Origin of the sequence: Fictibacillus sp. NPDC058756, assembly GCF_042746035.1 — a bacterium.
Classification (GTDB): domain Bacteria; phylum Bacillota; class Bacilli; order Bacillales; family Fictibacillaceae; genus Fictibacillus.
The window spans coordinates 2996887-3012882 of the sequence record NZ_JBHYPU010000001.1 but is presented as its reverse complement, the minus strand read 5'-3'; the positions used below and the strand labels follow the sequence as shown (position 1 = coordinate 3012882).

The 15996-nt window shown below is 39.5% G+C and carries 16 protein-coding genes; 11 read left to right on the top strand and 5 right to left on the bottom strand.

Annotation, left to right across the window (positions count from 1 at the left end; translation table 11 throughout):
* Positions 1-218: 218 nt before the first annotated feature.
* From ACFW35_RS15490 to ACFW35_RS15455, 8 genes are all read left to right on the top strand, one after another.
* Complete coding sequence (locus tag ACFW35_RS15490; RefSeq protein WP_379846997.1) at positions 219-989, top strand: SDR family NAD(P)-dependent oxidoreductase; 771 nt, start codon at positions 219-221, stop codon at positions 987-989.
* 128 nt (positions 990-1117) lie between these two features.
* A complete protein-coding gene (locus ACFW35_RS15485) occupies positions 1118-1396 on the top strand; it encodes an HU family DNA-binding protein (RefSeq protein WP_066286854.1) in 279 nt (92 codons plus the stop codon).
* 287 nt (positions 1397-1683) lie between these two features.
* Positions 1684-3528, top strand: coding sequence for a PAS domain S-box protein (locus tag ACFW35_RS15480; protein WP_379846996.1), 1845 nt, complete (start codon positions 1684-1686; stop codon positions 3526-3528).
* A gap of 54 nt (positions 3529-3582) precedes the next feature.
* Positions 3583-3831 carry a hypothetical protein gene (locus ACFW35_RS15475; RefSeq protein ID WP_379832774.1) on the top strand — a complete coding sequence of 83 codons (249 nt, stop codon included), beginning with the start codon at positions 3583-3585 and terminating at the stop codon, positions 3829-3831.
* A 73-nt stretch (positions 3832-3904) separates the two neighbouring features.
* Complete coding sequence (locus ACFW35_RS15470; protein ID WP_379832775.1) at positions 3905-4348, top strand: helix-turn-helix transcriptional regulator; 444 nt, start codon at positions 3905-3907, stop codon at positions 4346-4348.
* Positions 4349-4455: 107 nt separating this feature from the next.
* Positions 4456-6201: a metallophosphoesterase family protein gene (locus ACFW35_RS15465; RefSeq protein WP_379846994.1), complete on the top strand. Its 1746-nt coding sequence runs from the start codon at positions 4456-4458 to the stop codon at positions 6199-6201.
* Between the two features lie 149 nt (positions 6202-6350).
* Complete coding sequence (locus ACFW35_RS15460) at positions 6351-6791, top strand: chemotaxis protein CheW (protein WP_379846992.1); 441 nt, start codon at positions 6351-6353, stop codon at positions 6789-6791.
* A 246-nt stretch (positions 6792-7037) separates the two neighbouring features.
* The gene (locus tag ACFW35_RS15455; RefSeq protein ID WP_379846990.1) at positions 7038-8726 is read left to right on the top strand and encodes a methyl-accepting chemotaxis protein; all 1689 of its coding nucleotides are present in this window, start codon (positions 7038-7040) and stop codon (positions 8724-8726) included.
* Between the two features lie 183 nt (positions 8727-8909).
* Here ACFW35_RS15455 and ACFW35_RS15450 read toward each other — a convergent pair whose 3' ends face one another.
* From ACFW35_RS15450 to ACFW35_RS15440, 3 genes are all read right to left on the bottom strand, one after another.
* Positions 8910-9140, bottom strand: coding sequence for a hypothetical protein (locus ACFW35_RS15450; protein ID WP_379846989.1), 231 nt, complete (start codon positions 9138-9140; stop codon positions 8910-8912).
* Positions 9137-9457, bottom strand: coding sequence for a YbjQ family protein (locus tag ACFW35_RS15445; protein WP_379846987.1), 321 nt, complete (start codon positions 9455-9457; stop codon positions 9137-9139). The genes ACFW35_RS15450 and ACFW35_RS15445 overlap by 4 nt, the downstream gene beginning before the upstream one ends.
* Before the next feature lie 63 nt (positions 9458-9520).
* Positions 9521-10864, bottom strand: coding sequence for an FAD-binding oxidoreductase (locus tag ACFW35_RS15440; protein WP_379847531.1), 1344 nt, complete (start codon positions 10862-10864; stop codon positions 9521-9523).
* Positions 10865-11012: 148 nt separating this feature from the next.
* Here ACFW35_RS15440 and ACFW35_RS15435 point away from each other — a divergent pair, with 148 nt between their 5' ends.
* Both ACFW35_RS15435 and ACFW35_RS15430 read left to right on the top strand, forming a co-directional pair.
* A complete protein-coding gene (locus ACFW35_RS15435) occupies positions 11013-11549 on the top strand; it encodes a BsuPI-related putative proteinase inhibitor (RefSeq protein WP_379846986.1) in 537 nt (178 codons plus the stop codon).
* Positions 11550-11931: 382 nt separating this feature from the next.
* Complete coding sequence (locus ACFW35_RS15430; RefSeq protein WP_379846984.1) at positions 11932-14073, top strand: ATP-dependent Clp protease ATP-binding subunit; 2142 nt, start codon at positions 11932-11934, stop codon at positions 14071-14073.
* 149 nt (positions 14074-14222) lie between these two features.
* Here ACFW35_RS15430 and ACFW35_RS15425 read toward each other — a convergent pair whose 3' ends face one another.
* Positions 14223-14306, bottom strand: coding sequence for a putative holin-like toxin (locus ACFW35_RS15425; RefSeq protein ID WP_226536613.1), 84 nt, complete (start codon positions 14304-14306; stop codon positions 14223-14225).
* Between the two features lie 411 nt (positions 14307-14717).
* Between ACFW35_RS15425 and ACFW35_RS15420 the strand changes: the two genes are divergently transcribed.
* Entirely contained in the window at positions 14718-15347 is a 630-nt protein-coding gene (locus ACFW35_RS15420; protein ID WP_379846983.1) for a hypothetical protein, read from the top strand.
* Positions 15348-15552: 205 nt separating this feature from the next.
* Here the strand turns inward: ACFW35_RS15420 and ACFW35_RS15415 are convergent, their stop codons facing one another.
* Positions 15553-15741, bottom strand: a complete 189-nt coding sequence (locus ACFW35_RS15415) for a hypothetical protein (protein ID WP_379846981.1) — start codon at positions 15739-15741, stop codon at positions 15553-15555.
* Positions 15742-15996 lie beyond the last annotated feature (255 nt).

Here is a 15996-nt window from a genome sequence, read left to right as displayed (position 1 = left end):
ATTAAGTTCATTTCTGGTGAAATAATTTACCTGTCTACTAAGATTGGACACAAAACTCGCTGGGATTCCCTGGGATTAAGAATTGAATTTCAAAACTAACCTCTTTTAAACAAATAAAAAGTTTTAAAACTTCATTTTTGATAAACTATCATCAAATACCCAAAAAAAAGCGAATTAATATCTTAACAGAACTCTCAAATGAGCAGGAGGAAGCACACATGTATCTACCATCATTCTCGCTAGAAGGAAAAACGGCGCTCGTTACAGGGGCGGGCAGAGGAATTGGACGAGCAATCGCAATCGGTTATGCAGAAGCAGGGGCTGACGTTGTGATCGTATCAAGAACGCAATCAGATCTAGAAGAAACCGCTGAACACATCCAGCAAGCGGGCAGAAAAGCATATACATTTGAAGCGGATGTGACAAACAAAAGCCATATCGAAACGATCTTTGAGAAGCTGGATACCCAAAACGTAAGAATCGACATTCTCGTCAACAATGCCGGGATGAATATTCGGTCTAAGGCACTTGAGGTTTCAGATGACGAATGGGATACGATCATGAATACAAATCTTCGTTCAGCTTTCTGGTTTTCACAAAAAGCCGGGGAAAGAATGAAGGGAAATGGTGGAGGAAAAATCATCACGATTTCTTCCGTTGCAGGTCATGTGGCACTGCGGACAGGCGTAGTTTATGCATCTACGAAAGCAGCTATCATTCAGATGACGAAAAACCTTGCGCTTGAGTGGGGGCAGTACGGCATAAATGTAAACAGCATCGGCCCTTGGTACTTCAAAACGCCTCTGACTGAAAAGCTTCTCGCGGACAAAGATTACTTGAATGATATTTTAGCTGTAACACCCCAAAAAAGGGTTGGAGAGCTGCCTGATCTTGTGGGACCGGCTGTTTTCTTAGCAAGTGATGCAGCGAGTTATGTAAATGGACATACGCTGTTTGTTGATGGCGGGATGACGATTCAAGGTTTTTAAACAACGAATTACTAAACTATATAAATATTTTTCGGAATTTTGTATCTTCCTGTATGAAAACTTCATTATCCGTTAATAATGGTGCTACACAAGCAATAATTTTTAATGGTTGAAGGGAGATATCAATAATGAAAAAAATGGATTTAGTAGATGCAGTACGCAATGCAACAAGTATGAACAAAAAGGAATCAGCACTTGCTGTTGATGCAGTATTAAACGCAATTACAGATGCTTTAAAGAATGGTGAGAGCGTTCAGCTGATCGGTTTCGGAACATTTGAAACACGCAACCGCAATGCGAGAAAAGGACGCAACCCGCTTACTGGTGAAGAAATCATGATCCAGGCAAGCAATGTTCCTGCATTTAAGCCAGGGAAATCGCTGAAAGAAGCTGTAAAAGCAGTTTAATTGTAAGTAATTACAAAGGACGCTTTCAATTTTGAAAGCGTCTTTTTGAATTGCAGGCTATTAAAACTTTTCGACATTTAGTAGAGGACGTTGTAATAAGTTGAAGAATATCGTACAAGTTCAGCAAAGAAATTTCAAAAAAGCTTGTCGCTGTTAAGTATTCTTTGTCATATTTAGACGAAAAACAGAATAATTTGACGTGCGAATTATCAAAAAATTTAAAGGAAACCAGCACCTTTTATTTAATAATAAACAGTACGAAGTTTTAGTAAAAGGGTGGATAAAAAATGAATGTAACAAGCCAGGACGACCTTCTTGCAGTTACTACTTTTAAAGAAATGATCGATGTCCTGCCTGAATTTGTATGTATTAAATATCCTGATGGAACTTGGGCAGAAGCAAACCGGTTCGCGTTAAATATCTACGGAATATACGATAATGACTACAAAGGAAAAAGTCTGGAGGAAATGGAGACCAGACTCTCAAGTGAAGTTGTTGAAAGGTGCAACCTGTCAGACCAGAAAGCTTGGGAAACGAAGAAACCTACTAAAACAGCTGAAAAGATAAAAATGAAGAACGGCCGAGTGGTTATGCTCGAACTGATTAAACAGCCGACTTTTACAAAAGACGGAAACCCGCAAATGCTGGTCGTTACCGGAAGGGATATCACTCCGCATAAACAGAAGGAAGAAGAACTAAGCGTTGCTTTAGACCTTTTGGAATCCGTTCTTAAAGGTACTACAGATGCGATTCTTATATTAAATACAAGACAAGAAGTAATAAAAGTAAATGATGCATTTGAACAAATGTTTGGCTGGGAAGAAGAGGACTTTTCTGAAGAAAATGATACCATTCCAGTCATTACACCGGCTCATTTGCAAGATGAATCGATAGAGATTATCAACCTATTAAAGCAGGGTCAGTCTGTTCCTCTACATGAAACGCAGCGAATTCATAAAGATGGAACAGTATTTGACGTGTCTGCTTCCTTTTCTAATATTTGTGATATGGAAGGGAAAATAATGGGGTTTGTTATCGTTTACCGTGATATTACTTCACAGAAAAAAGTAGAGCGGGCTCTACGGGAAAGTGAGGCGAAATATCGTTTGATCGCAGAACATTCGACTGATTTAATCACTGTTATTGACCCTTCAGGACTGATTCAGTATGTATCTCCTTCACACTTTACGGTTTTAGGCTATGAGGAGGGAGAAATTAAGGGAGCTATTCTTGATCTCGTGCATCCTGATGATATGGAAGGGCTGTCCGATCAGTTTATGAAGGCGCTCGTTAAAAAAATTCCTTTTCAGACTGAATTTCGGCTGCGCCACAAAAACGGTGATTGGATCCTATTAGAAGCAAGAGGAGTTCCGGTCATGACGAAAGAAGGTCATGTAGAGAGTCTGGTTACATTCGCGAGAGATGTCACGAAAGCTAAGCAGACAGAAGAGCTGATGCTTAAATCAGAGAAATTATCTGTACTAGGCGAATTGGCTGCCGGTGTTGCACATGAGATTCGAAACCCGCTTACTTCATTAAAGGGGTTTACGAAGCTTTTGTCAGATGCTGACGATGTAATCCGACTAGAGTATTTACGTATTATGGAATCTGAGCTTAACCGGATCAATGATATTGTCGGAGAATTGATGCTCGTTGCAAAACCACAGGCGGTAAGTTTCGAACATACAAACATAAGAGATCTGATCTTTAGTGTCGTAAGACTTTTAGAAACCCAGGCAATCATGAGGAATATTCAAATCTGGGTGAATATAGCTGATGATATTCCTACAGTTTATGGTGTCGAAAACCAGCTGAAGCAGCTGTTCATAAATCTGCTGAAGAATGCAATTGAAAGTATGGATTCAGATGGGGAAATTCACATAAAGATTGGTACAAAAGACGAGAGAGTCACTATTGAACTGAATGACCAAGGCTGCGGTATTCCTGCAGACAGATTAAAGACATTAGGAGAACCTTTTTATACAACAAAAGAAAAGGGAACAGGATTAGGCTTAATGGTGTGTTTTAAAATCATTGACGAACACGGCGGTGCTATTCATTTTTCTTCTGTTGAAGGTCAGGGAACTCGTGTTGAGATTGAGTTGCCTACAGCTCCGGTTCATATAAATTAGAGGTTTATTCCATAGGAAAGCCGACCACACTGTTATTAAGGGAGTGTGGAATCTGTGGGTAAATATCGTATCTTTTTTGTATACAGGATTAAAGATCTAAATTACGTTCATGTTCATGGGATGAACATGGAAAACAAAAAATTGTTTACAGTTCTCGTTTCATCGCCAGACGACCGCATCGACGTGGATAATCATCATGAACAGCTGCCAGAAGAACTTCTTTCCGTACTCAAGAATGAGAGCGGACGCATTAATGCAGGGCTTTACGATCTAGCCCATTGGGAACCGTATACGTATAGTTAGACTCCTTTCCAATTTTGTTGAAAGGAGTTTTTTTGTGTAAAATGTTCCTAAAAGAATAAAAGGAGATATTTAAATGACACAGGATGAAATTGTTGACCTGTTAACAGGCAAAATTAAACTTGTTCGGACAGAACTCGGATACACTCAAGATAAAATGGCGGATATATTAGGGATATCAAAGAAAACATTGGTTCAAATTGAAAAAGAAAGAATTAAAGCTAGCTGGACAGTCATTGTAGCTTTATGTGCTCTTTTCCGAAACTCTGAAATTCTGTATAACTCACTTGGCGGTGATCCGCTGGATGTGATGGAAGTTGTTGTACATGAGTATGTGGCACCGCCAAAAGAAAAGACTTGGGGCGGTCATGTATGGTGGAAGGAAGTACAATCTCAAAATGGCTGCAGATTGCAGCAAAATGTCATCAGTCAGCATTACCGGATTCTCGATAATAACAACCATAGAATCTACAGTTCTTTTGATGAAAAGGAAGCTCGTGAGCGTTTGAAGGAAATATAAATTAATGTTTCGTTAATAAAATGTTTAAATTGCTGTCATATTAAGTTTACTTTGTGCTGTTACTTTTAATATGAAAGTTGTTTCATATATTGAAAGGAGTGCAGCACATGGGATGGAAAACAAAGCTAACCGCTTTTGCAATAGCTTCTGCTTTATCAATTCCTGCAGGACATGCTAACGCTTTAACAAGCGTTGATAAAAAAGACGGCGGAATAGGGAATACAACGAACTATTTAGATGAGGTACCAAATATTTCACTTGATCCAAAAGTCGAAAATATTATTTATCCTCTTATGGCTACACCAGCTATTAAGAAAAATGGATCAGAACTTACCGTTAAAGTAGATTGTAAAGGAAAAGAGCCAGCAGGCTGGGACATTTCTCTTAACCCTACCGAAGCTGCACAGGTGGAAGGAAAATATAACCTTCCTGTTAAGAGTGTTCAAAAAGGATCTTCCCATTGGAAAGACAGCTCTTCTATTTATGAAGTCACAGTAACGATTCCAGAAGATGTACCTGAGGAACTTTTTGACCTGGAAGTTTCTTATACAGGGGATGGTACACGAATTACAGATGACGAACCGAATTCAGTAAAAGTTGTTAAAGAGTATAAAAAAGACTTTAAATTCATGCATTTAACTGATATACATGTTGGATCTCCAAGAAATATTGTAGATCCTGCTAATGCAACAGAAGCAGGAATGTGGGATCCAGATAAATCAAAAAGATGGCTTTATCTGCAAAAAACAATTAAGCAAGTAAACCTGTTAAAACCTGATTTTGTTGTGATGACGGGGGATTTAATGTACGGTCAGATGAATCCTCAAGAATATATTTATGAATATGAAGAGACGTACCGTATGCTGAAACAATTTAATGTCCCAGTGTACATCGTTCCAGGAAACCATGATTATTATGCGCAAGATGCAACATTAGCAGATGGGGCAAAATATTGGGAACAATACTTTGGACCACAGTATTTCTCATTTGATTACGGTCCATATGCACATTTGATTGGATATAATTCATATGACTGGCATAAGTTTGACCGTCAAGGGCACGGAACCGTTTCAGTGCCAACATGGGGCGGCCAAATCCGGGATCAGCAGATGGAATGGATTAAAAAAGACTTAGCAGAGAACAAGGCAACTGCTCAAGAAGGTCAGACTTCAGGGCTGTTCTCACATCATAATCCAATCTGGCGTGACAGGGACATCTGGCCATCGACTGATCCAAATGTCGAGGAGTACTGGAAAGAGTATGATGCTAAACATGACCCGCAAGACTTAAGCACACTTTTAAAAGGTGAAAAGCTTGGAATAGAATATGACCAGCAATGGCATGGTGAAGGGTCGCACGAATTGATTGATGTGATGAAACAGAACGATGTTGATATTTCACTTCATGGCCACACACATATCGATAACATTACAGAGCAAGACGGTATTTTATATTCAACAACTGCATCGATCGAATTATCCGCAAAGCCTTGGGTAGGTTATCGCTTATTTGAAAAAGATGCAGCAGCAAATAAGTTTAATTCTTACGTGTTTGAAGGTCCAGATAAATCGATGCCTGTTTATCAAGATGGAAACACATCAGCGGGAGTAGTTTCATTTGAGAATGCCTTTAAGCTGCCGAATGATGGATCACAGGTTACACAAACAGCGACTTTGACTAATCGCTTAAATAAACCTGTAACAGTAAACATTCCATTTTATATGAAGCAAGGGACTTATACTCCATCAGCAGGTGAAATAATAGAGACTCAGCTTTATGGCACGAAGCAGTTTGTAGAAGTACAAATCACCGTGCCTGCTAACAGCACGAAAAATATTGAATTAACTCGATAAAATGAAATCTAAACCGCCTAGGTTAATGCCTGGGCGGTTTTTCCATTTCCATATTTAAAAACTAAAATAAAATCAATCTTTAACCGATAAGAAGTATGGGACTTGAGACTATTCGTTAAGCCGAAATACCTAGAAAAGGAGCAAGTGAGATGTCACTTAGCACTCAAACTTTGAAAATTGTTATTGTTTCAAACGGAGATGAAGAATTTGGTCTGCCGATTCAGTATGTTGCTTCCATTGAACGTGTTATGGAGATTACACCAATGCCAGAGATGCCTCAAGAAGTTTCAGGGGTTATTCATCTAAGAGGCAATGTTATTCCGATTATTGATTTCGGACAGCTGATTGGAAATCAAAAGTCATTAAGGACGGATTCTTCAAGAATTGTTGTTCTGCAAAAGGATGATAACTTTTTAGGCTTGCTGACTGAAGCAGCAACAGATGTCATTGATATTGACACAGCATCGATTCAGACTCCAGGAAGCTTTGCACAAAAAGAAGATTCGCTGATACAAGGCGTGGCTAAACATAACGAACGTCTAATTGTCGTTTTAAACTGCCCGGTGATTTTTAATAATAGAAATTTTTAGGCTCAATTCTAAAATATCGTTGTATTTGAACATTTTTTGTTGAATACGCTTCTTTGACTTGTTGATTGGAGCGGAAGGTGCGAGACTCCAGCGGGATAAGCGGGACAGGTGAGACTCCTAAAGGCGCAAAGCGTGAGGAGGCTCACCGCACGCCCCGCGGAAAGCGAGCATCCTGGAGCGGAAATGAACATCTTCTAATAGCAACAATATTTACGAAAACAGCCAATATTTAAGAAGAGGTGACACATGAAACTAACATTAAGAAAAAAATTAGTAGGTTCATTTTTAATCGTTTCCGTGTTGTTCGCTGCGACATGCGGTATTTTCTTTTATTTCTTAAAAGACATGCAGAATACATATAGCGAGCTTTTAGACAGAAGAGCAGTCATTCATGAAAATGCGAAAGAGATTGAGCTGAATGCTACAATCCAAAACAATAGTGTGCGTGAGTATTTACTTGAGCAGTCATCAGACAGTAAAGCAAAGTTGCTGGAATCTACGGATCGAATAGATGCCCTAGTTAATGCAACTATGAAATTGGTTAAGGTTGATGCCGATAAGGAAAGACTTGAAAAAATCTATTACCTAAACAACGATTATCGTACAGAATCTGAAAGAGTGCTGCAGAATTCCATGAGCAACATGGAAGCGGCAAATGAATATGCAAAAAGTTCACTGTTTCCAATAGGAAGAGAAATGCGTGATGTCACAGCAGAAATGGCTCAAAGACAAGCTAACCTTATGGATGAAGGTGAGATCACAGTTAAATCAAAAGAAAAATTTGTCGTTACATTAGTAACAATATTAGGCATTGTTATTGTAATCGCTGCTCTTTTAATCGGCTATTTCATTTCAAGAAATATTTCACGTCCAGTTATAAGAATGGCAGATATGCTAAATGAAATTGCAGATGGCGATCTGACAATGGATCCGATCAAAGTGAAAAGTAGAGACGAGATCGGAATGCTCGCAGACGGAATCAATCATATGGGGATGAACCTTGCCAACCTTATCAGACAAGTGAGAGTAACATCTGAACAAGTAGCTGCATCTTCAGAAGAATTGACAGCAAGCGCCGAGCAGACGAGCCTTGCAACTGAACAAATTGCAGGTACCATTCAACAAGTTGCAGGCGGGTCACAGGAACAAGTTAGAACAGTTGAAGATATTGTTGAAGCGATGAATCAATTATCTGCTGGTATTCAGCAAATAGCTGTAAGCATGCAGAACATGTCAGAGTCATCATCGAGATCTCTTTTTGTTGCTGAAGGCGGCAATGAAACAATTAAGGAAACGATTGGGCAAATGGATGCTATCCATGCATCAATCACGAATACATCTCAGGTAGTAAAAGATTTAGGGGAACAATCGCAAGAAATCACAAAAATCGTAGATGTTATCACAGATATTTCCGGTCAGACGAACTTGCTGGCATTAAATGCAGCGATCGAAGCTGCACGAGCTGGAGAGCAAGGCAGAGGATTTGCGGTAGTTGCCGATGAAGTAAGAAAGCTTGCAGAGCAATCTTCTGCATCAGCACAGCAAATCGGCCAGCTTATCACTGCGATTCAAGAACTTACGGAAAAAGCTGTTGAAGCAATGGAAAGCGGAACAGAGGAAGTAACAGGCGGACGTGAGCTTGTTTACCGTTCTGGTGAAGCATTCAAGAGTCTGTATGATAGTGTTGCAGAAGTGTCGAATCAAGTCGGAGAAGTATCTGCAGCCACTCAGCAAATGTCAGCTAGTACAGAGCATGTTGCAGGAGCGATCGATGTAATTTCATCAATGGCTGAAACAGCAGCGTCTTCTACACAAGAAGTTTCTGCATCTGCAGAAGAACAGCTTGCAAGCATGGAAGAGATATCGTCATCTTCAAATGCACTTTCGCAGCTGGCAGAAGAAATGAACGAAGCGATTAATAAGTTTAGAGTCTAATTTGAAGAAAGCCGCCTGAATTGGCGGCTTTCTATTTATCATAAAATAGAATGGCGAGCATAAATCTCGTATGGCGCTCATAAATCCTTCTAGGTCGATCATAAAACCTAACATCACACAACCCAAACAATAAAAAATGCTGGCTCAGTAAGGCAATTCATCTTACAGCCAGCATTTTTCACGTTATTCTTCTTTATAAAACCTGTCTCCAGTATCCGGGTTATAATAGACCCGTTCTTTTTTACCGGTTGATGGATCAATTGATATTTCTTCGGTCCAAATATAGCCTGAAGGGACTTTGGTCTCGCTTTTTTTATAACGCTTATCGTAATAAAGCCAAGATAAAATCGCAAGAACGATTAGCACTAGAATGGAGAGCACTTGCCATCCGATTAAAATACTTATCCAACTCATTGTTTTTCAGCAACAACGGCAGTTCCATATGCGACAATCTCACTCATGTTGTTGCCCATTTCACCAGAGTCAAAGCGCATCATTACGATTGCGTTTGCACCCATTTCAGATGCGTTTTTCACCATGCGGTCAACCGCTTGCTTACGAGCATCTTCAAGCATGCTTGTATATTCCTTGATTTCGCCGCCCAAAATTCCTCGAAGTCCAGCCATGATATCCCCGCCAATTCCGCGGGCACGTACAACAATACCAAATGCAGATCCCTTAACTTCTTTAATTTCATACCCTTTAATGTTTTCTGTCGTGACAACGATCATAATGAAGACCCCCTAAATTTAATACTTCTTCATACGAAAAATACAAGCCTATAGTTTCATTATCTATACTATGATTTTACCTGGATTCAAAATGTCATTTGGGTCCAATTGTTTTTTTATCCCTGACATAATAGGCAAGGTATCTGCGTGTTCTTTTGCCAAATACTTCGCTTTTCCAATGCCGATTCCATGTTCACCAGTGCAGGTGCCGCCTTTGTTTAAGGCGTACTCCACTATACTTGAATTAACATTGTCCGCCTTTTCCCTTTCTTCTGATAGTGAAGGGTCGTACATCAGGATAGCATGGAAGTTTCCATCTCCCACATGGCCCAAAACTGCTCCAGGCACACCGATTGCATCCATCGTTTCTCTCGCGTGTACAATTGCTCCTGACAATTCAGACAAAGGAAGACAGACATCCGTGAACATCATGGATTTACCTGGGTAGCCGTGTTTAAATGCATAAGCTAGATGATGACGTGCTTCCCAAAGTTTTGCACGTGCTTTGGAATCTCGTTCCTCTACCCATTCTACACCTCCGAAACTCTCTAAAAGTTCTTTTGTAAGAGAAGCTTCATATGTAACGCTTGCAGGGTTACCATGGAATTCTAAAAAAAGTGTAGGTGCTTCGGTATAAGAAGTATCACTATTGTTGTTTACCTGGACAATAGAACGTTCATCAACTAGCTCAATACGCGCTACTCCTGTCCCAGACCCAAGAACGGCAGAAGCCGCTTCAACTGCTGACTGGACAGAAGGAAACGTACATCGTGCTGCCAGCAAAGCTTCAGGTATTCCGTATACTTTTAAGGTTATTTCGGTAAAAACCCCGAGTGTTCCTTCTGAACCTACAAACATGCCAGTCAGGTGATAGCCCGCTGATGACTTTGCCGCAAGCCCGCCGGTTTGAATAATTTGTCCGTCTGCTAAAACAACTTGCAAGTTTCGGACTTGATCACGCATGATTCCATATTTAACACTTGTTGTTCCGCTTGCATTCGTTGCTGCCATACCGCCAATGGTTGCATCAGCACCGGGATCGACAGGGAAGAACAACCCATATTTTTTTAGAGCAAGGTTCAGCTGAGTACGTGTAACGCCTGGCTGCACTTTTACTAAAAAGTCATCAGGGCGAATTTCAAGTATTTCATTCATCTCCTGAAAGTTAAGAGAGATACCTCCTTTAATCGGAATACAATGACCTTCCAGGCTGGAGCCTGCGCCAAAAGGCACGACAGGAATCTTGTTTTCATTTGCGAATGACATAATAGATGAAATTTCTTCTGCTGAAGAAGGGTATACTACTACATCAGGCAATACAGGACTATGGTAAGATTCATCACTACTATGCTGTCTAAGGATTGTTTCATTTTTTGTGGCACGTTTTTCAGATGTACGTTTTTTCATTTCGAGCAAAAGATCCGCTTGTGCAATATTCAAGAAAAACACGCTCCCTTTTGTTGTTATAGTTCTATTTTACATAAACATATCCAAAAATCCTTTCTAAACATGAAAATCATCAAATATGCCCAAACTAACGGATGAGGTGATCATCGTGCCAAAACGCACAAATGTGTTGAATGTTATACTTTTAACAATATGTATTTCAATAGCCATAACGGGCTGCGGAAAGACTGACAGCCCGAACCAATCTGAGGGGAGAGAAGAGCCGGTGATGGGTGATGGGAAACAAAATCAAAAGAAAGATCGTCCTGAAGAAGACCAGAATGGAATCGTTGCAGGAAGTATTGAGTCTTCAATTAAAGTGTTGGAGCCGCAAAATGAAAAAGGAATTTTATTTCGTTATGAATTGAAAAATCAAACAGAGAAAGAAAAAGTATTTCAGTTTCCGACAAGCCAGAAGTTTGATTACGTGATAAAGGACAAGAACGGCAAAATCGTCTACCAATATTCGAAAAACCATATGTTTATGCAGGTTTTATCATCTTTAAAGTTAAAGCAGGCGGATACGTTTAAACAGGACATATTAGTCAATGATTTAGAAGCAGGAACTTATGAATTAGAGGTCTGGCTGACTCCAAAAGGCGAAACAGAAGATTATCGTCAAAAAATTACTTTTAATTGGAACTAAATTGGGGAAGAGATGAGTTAAGAGCTCATCTCTTTTTGTTTTTAAAAGATCTTCTTAAGTGGTTGAATTCCGCTCCAGGTACTCGCTTTCCGGGGGGCGTGCGGTGAGCCTCCTCTGCGCTTTGCGCCGTTAGGAGTCTCACCTGTCCCGCTGATCCCCCAGGAGTCTCGCACCTTGCGCTCCATTCAACTTGTCTAGGAAGCTTCAAAAACAAATATAAAACATGGAATAGAAAGTAAATTAAGGTGAAACAAAATACTTGAAAGTCAAAAAAGGTCAAAGTATAATATGATTAAAGATGAAAGGTCAAAGAAAGTCAAAGTCAAACTTTCATCAGTAGACTATCGCGAGCTAAATAAAAATAATTGAGGGGGTTACAAATATGCGTTGTGAACAATGTGAAGTTAATCCTGCTACTATCCAAATGAGTATTTCCATGAATAAAGAGAAGAAGCAATTTGTACTTTGCTCTGATTGTTACCATAAAGTAAAACAAGAGATGAATACTGGGGGAGGAATGAACATGAACTTCTCTTCTTTCGATGATATATTTCAGCAAATGATGAGTGGTCAGGCATTTACTGATCAAAACAATCATCAGCATCAGCAAACTCAAAAAGAAAAACGTGGCGGAGGCTTTTTGGATAAATTCGGCCGTAACTTAACGGACGCTGCTAAAGCAGGCATTATTGATCCTGTTATCGGGCGTGAAAAAGAAGTGCGCCGTGTGATTGAGATATTGAACAGACGTACAAAAAACAATCCGGTACTAATTGGTGAGCCTGGTGTCGGTAAGACTGCAATCGCAGAAGGACTTGCTTCTAAGATTGTAGAAGGCAATGTACCGGGTAAGCTGTTAAATAAAGAAGTTTATCTGTTAGATGTTGCTTCATTAGTAGCAGATACAGGGGTAAGAGGTCAGTTTGAAGAGCGTATGAAGCAGCTGATTGCTGAACTTCAAAAGCGAAAAAATGTCATTCTGTTTGTAGATGAAGTCCATCAGATCGTAGGAGCAGGTTCGGCAGAAGGTTCAATGGATGCTGGGAACATTTTAAAGCCTGCACTAGCCCGCGGTGAACTTCAAATGGTTGGTGCAACTACAATTAAAGAATACCGCCAGATCGAGAAAGACGCTGCACTGGAGCGCCGATTCCAGCCGATCATCGTCAATGAGCCTACAGTAGATGAAGCGATTGAAATCTTAAAAGGTCTGTCACCTCGATACGAAGACTATCATCAAGTTAAGTTCACAGAAGAAGCTTTAAGAGCATGTGTCCAGCTTTCACACCGTTATATTCAGGACAGATTCTTACCTGATAAAGCGATTGATCTAATGGATGAAGCAGGTTCAAAAAGCAATCTTCAGCACATTAAAATTGAAAAGTCTTCCATTGAAGAGAGATTGGAAGAGATCGTAAAAGAGAAAGAAAAAGCAGCTGCTGATGAGAATTATGAATTAGCTGCGAAACTGCGACAGGAAGAACTAATGCTCGAGGATAAACTGAAGAAACAGGAAGAACATAAAAACGAAGCAATCATTCAAGTTGAAGATATTCAAAACATTGTAGAACACAAAACGGGAATTCCGGTTCGCAAGCTGCAAAATGATGAACAATCTAAAATGAAAGAGCTAGCTTCAAAGTTATCATCACAAGTTATCGGACAAGAAGAAGCGGTAGAAAAAGTCGCAAAAGCGATTCGCAGAAGCCGTGCAGGTCTAAAAGCGAAAAAACGTCCAATCGGATCGTTCTTGTTTGTAGGACCGACTGGTGTTGGTAAAACTGAATTAACGAAGACATTGGCGAAAGAGCTCTTCGGGGATGAAGACAGCATGATTCGCCTGGACATGAGTGAATACATGGAGAAACATGCCGTTTCTAAGTTGATTGGTTCACCTCCAGGATATGTAGGACATGAAGAGGCTGGTCAATTAACAGAACAGGTGCGCCGCAAACCATACAGCATTCTATTACTGGATGAGATTGAGAAAGCACATCCTGACGTTCAGCATATGTTCCTTCAAATCATGGAAGATGGAAGATTAACAGACAGCCAAGGGCGTACAGTTAGCTTTAAAGATACAGTAATCATCATGACAAGCAACGCAGGATCATCTGTTAAACAAACAAAGAAACTTGGATTTAACGCTGAACAATTGGAAAAAGAAACTCACATCCTTGATTCATTAGGCGGATATTTTAAACCTGAGTTTCTTAACCGTTTTGACAGCATCGTTCAATTCCAATCATTAAAAGAAGAACATCTTGTGAAAATTGTTGACCTGATGCTTAAAGAACTGTCTGAACAGCTGCAGGAACAGAATATTACTTTAACAGTAACATCTGCAGCTAAGCAAAAACTGGCGAAGTTAGGGTACCACCCGTCATTTGGTGCTAGACCGCTCCGCCGCATCATTCAAGAACACATCGAAGATAAGATTGCTGACGTACTTCTTGATGAAGAAAATGTAGAAAAGCTGGCGGTAAATGTTGTCGACGGACAAATTATCGTGAAAAAAGCGTAAAACAGAAAAACCTTGCTTGAGTATATCTCCAGCAAGGTTTTTGTTTTACAATTTAAATAGAAGGTAATTCTATTACATAGATGGTATATCCGAAAAAATAAGCCATGCGCCTGCATGGCATAACCTAAACAAAAAACTTCTCTCTATTCTTAGGAGTTGTCTTTGGAGCGGATAATGGTAAGAACAAGCATTGAAAAACCAATCATGAGCGACATTGCTTCAAATACCGTCATCCCAATCCCCCCTTTTTATAATAGGCAAGACTCGTACAAGAATTAGAGAAGGAAAAGTATTGTATGTTTTCCATTTTATCCCGAATACGTTATTCGTACAAGAACCGGAATAACCATTTCTAATAAATCGAATTAGGTCAATAGGTTTATTTTCCTAATATTATCCTGAGGAATTTCTATTCATAATTTCTATATTAATTTCAAATGGTCGAAATTACCTAGAAATTATACAATTCTGTTTTATATAACGGGAGAAGCAATAAACAGAGTCAGAAGGAAAATGAACACACCAAGTAAGACAACTAAACATTTTCTAGTCATTTTATTCAATCCCCCTTGTGTATTCCAATGTATAAAAAAATGGGGACTTCATGACAGTTATTCAAGGAAAATTTCAAGGAGGAAAAAGGTTTGGATACATCTTATGTATGGTATGTAAGTTATGGATCAAATCTGATGGAGCATCGCTTTTTATGCTACATTCTTGGCGATCAGCCCGAAGGTTCATCGCAAAAAGAAAGAGGCTGCAGAAATCCAGCGATGCCTTTGAAAAATGGAAAAGCTGTTCTGCCATTCCCTCTATATTTTGCAAGAGAACGTACAAAATGGGGCGAGGGTGGAGTAGCTTTTATCGGTCACGAAAAAAATGAGAAATATAAAACATATGGAAGAAAATATTTGGTTACAGTTGAGCAGTTCCTAGATGTGACGGCACAAGAAAACAGCTGTGATGAAATAGAGGCAGATCTGGAAGAAGTAATTGAGAAAGGGCATATTCATTTTGGATCAGGATGGTACAGCAGGATGGTCTATCTAGGTGAGGAAGAAGGTTATCCCATGGTCACATTCACATGTAATTTGGATCTTAATGAGCAGAACCTAAATCCGCCGCCAGCAACTTATTTGACGACAATCGCAAAGGGACTCAGTCAGATAGGATTGAGCTGTGAAGAGGCTGTGAAATATTTTGCAGAAACTCCGGGGATTTCAGGAAAAATGAAAGAAGACGAGATTGAGAATATTATTTGCTCTCATTTCTAACATGCCAAAAGTTTTATAGCGCGGCCTTTCTTTATAAAAATTACCGATAAAAGGTATGGAAGTAGGTCGACCGTTATATGACTTATGGAACTTTTTTTACCTATGTATAGGTGAGATAATAAAGTCCCCTATACATAGAGAGGTGCTTTTGATTAAGCACCTCTTTTTTTTATTTTTTCCATTGATAAGCTCCTAATCTCTTCGTTTAAGTGTTCATTTTAATTTCTTTGATAGAAATGACCCTGGCAGAGCAGTTGAATTGTTCAGCAATCAGTTTCCTTACTTGATCATGGAGATTCGATTTTCCAGGGTTGATATCCACAATAACAATATTGCCTTGAGTGACTTTCTCCTGGCCATGGCTGAGTTCAAAATCTACGAGAAGTTTAGCCATTATAAATCTCTCCTTTTATATATATATTTTGTTGCTATTGGAAGTAATTGATTTCCGTCCTTAGGAGTCTCACCTGTCCCACTAATCCCGCACGACAAGGAAGGCTCCGTCAGCTTACATCGCGCGAAGAAAATGTGATTTTCATTTTCGAGGAATCACGTACCCTTACGCTCCAATCAATTTATCAGCGAAGTGTATTCACACAACAATCTTTAAGATAAGAAGGTTGATAATAAACTGCTTGTTGATACATTC